This is a genomic window from Psychroflexus salarius (genome assembly GCF_900129035.1).
Taxonomy (GTDB): domain Bacteria; phylum Bacteroidota; class Bacteroidia; order Flavobacteriales; family Flavobacteriaceae; genus Psychroflexus; species Psychroflexus salarius.
This window is the reverse complement of record NZ_FQTW01000035.1, coordinates 1-1,975: the sequence shown is the minus strand read 5'-3', so window position 1 is coordinate 1,975 and position 1,975 is coordinate 1. Positions and strand designations below refer to the sequence as shown.

The following is a 1,975-nucleotide window of genomic DNA, read 5'->3' as shown; positions in this document are numbered from 1 at the left end:
TCAAAAGTCATATTTTAGGACTCTGTTTCGTTTATTCATATTTAAAAACCAATTTTCGATAGAAGCGGAGATTTCGACTTTTAAAAACAGCTTTTCAATTCGTTTCAGATAATGCTTGACAAATTCAGATTCTTAACTTTCATATATCCAACCCGAGTTTTTTCGGAGTGTTTGTGTGTAACGTTTTTGTATAACCGCAGTTATTACGGACATAAAAGTAATGATTTTCAAATACAAAACCTAAGTGAGCAAATACGAGTTGATTCGGCTTGTAGTCGAATCAGCCGTAATTGCGGTTATGCGTTGTTGGCATTTCGTTTTTTATTTTCAGTGTGATTTTCCATCTCAGTTTTTTTATTGACCGTTATACTATTTTCTTTATTTAATTTATTTCTTGAGTTTGGTCTAAAAATTAAACTCATAAATAATCCAAAAAACACGAGATTAAATATGAATTTCCAAATATTAAAATCATTCTGTCCAAAATAATCAAATAAAGCCATTCCAATTGCAAAAAAACTACCATTTAAAAAACCGTATTTTATAGTTTGCTTATTTAGTTTATTAATTTTCATTAGAGTCAATTCGATTATAGTTTTAAGAATATTTATCTTTCCACTTTTCCTTTTATTGCTTCTTTAGTTTTGTTTTTAATTTTTGAATTTCAGCATTTTTTTCCTTACTGTCAATTTTATAATAGTATAGACTTGTGATTAAATATATCAATACAAATATATTTCTTAAATCAACATTGTTAAATATTTCAATTTTAGTAATTCTACTTCCAATGAATAAAATTAGAAAAATTAAAATTGAGAAAACAGATATGATTCTTAATATTCTTTTCATTTCATATTGGGTTTTGTTTAAAATGAATGCCAACGTTCTGCGTATATGGTTTGTGGCGGGCAAAAATGCGCAAATTTATCGGTTAAATTTTATATTTTTAAAAATACAAAAACTTTGGATATTAGCCCAAATTCTGCCATAAACTATATGCGCTGTTGGCATTAGTATTTTTAGCATCCCATTGGAATTTCGAATTCGATAATTTTTTCAATAACTGAATCATTTTCGTCAGTCAATAATATTTTTAAATAAATCCTACTCATTGAAACTGCACTTGGATATTCATTAACGCTTTTTATATCTTTTATAAGTTCAGGCCAATATCCGCCACACTCTTTTTCGACAGCTTTTTTTAAGTCATTTATGTTAACGTCTATAAATTTTTCCGAATCGTCACGTTCATATGAATCCGATATAAATGTATATTCAGTCAAATCAAAATCCAATTTTTTCCAATCCGAATAATAATGTTTCCATTCTGTTAAGTCGCAATGTGGACCTTCATTCATTATAGTAATGCTATTTTCGTGGCGTTGGAAAACCTCAATTTTTTTAAATTTCGATTGTTTGATTTTTATTTTTTTTCCTTCTGGTGTTTCTCCAAGTTTTACGTAAACTTTTGCGGTATCTTTCTGAACTTTATATAAGGTTTCATTTTTATCCCAAACCTCTAATTCCATTTTTAGCGAAAAATCCTTAAACTTGATTTCTATTCTTTTACTCAATCGATTTGATGTCAAAAAACCATTAAAAACATAGCCTTTTTGACTGCCGTTAATTTCTTGAATTTCAACCCATTTTCCGCTAATATTTTTATTTCCGTCTTTGATTGTTAAATCTAATTCAGTTTCTCTAATAATGTAAACTCTTGTTCCGTATTCCAATTTTCCAATTCTATCAGAACCTATCTCTGGCTTTTCTCTTACAATTAATCCATTATCAGCATTAACATACTGAATCTGTTGTCCAAAATTGTAATTGGTCAAAATCAAAAGTAAAATGGTAATTACGTTTTTCATAATATTAATGCCAACGGTCTTGGCTATGATGTCGTTGCGGAATCATTCGCAGAATTATTCCGCTGGTAAACGAAAATACACTTTTAACTGGAATTTTCCAATAGAAA

At 28.4% G+C, this 1,975-nt stretch carries 2 protein-coding genes; both read right to left on the bottom strand.

The window, feature by feature from the left end:
* Window positions 1–296 precede the first annotated feature (296 nt).
* Complete coding sequence (locus BUB82_RS11600) at window positions 297–575, bottom strand: hypothetical protein (RefSeq protein ID WP_073193789.1); 279 nt, start codon at window positions 573–575, stop codon at window positions 297–299.
* A 444-nt stretch (window positions 576–1,019) separates the two neighbouring features.
* Window positions 1,020–1,868 carry an SH3 domain-containing protein gene (locus BUB82_RS11590; protein ID WP_073193787.1) on the bottom strand — a complete coding sequence of 283 codons (849 nt, stop codon included), beginning with the start codon at window positions 1,866–1,868 and terminating at the stop codon, window positions 1,020–1,022.
* Between the last annotated feature and the right edge of the window lie 107 nt (window positions 1,869–1,975).

Excerpts from the sequence above, each read along its gene's own strand:
- BUB82_RS11590 (WP_073193787.1), bottom strand. The coding sequence starts at position 1,868 with ATGAAAAACGTAATTACCATTTTACTTTTGATTTTGACCAATTACAAT.
- BUB82_RS11600 (WP_073193789.1), bottom strand. The coding sequence starts at position 575 with ATGAAAATTAATAAACTAAATAAGCAAACTATAAAATACGGTTTTTTA.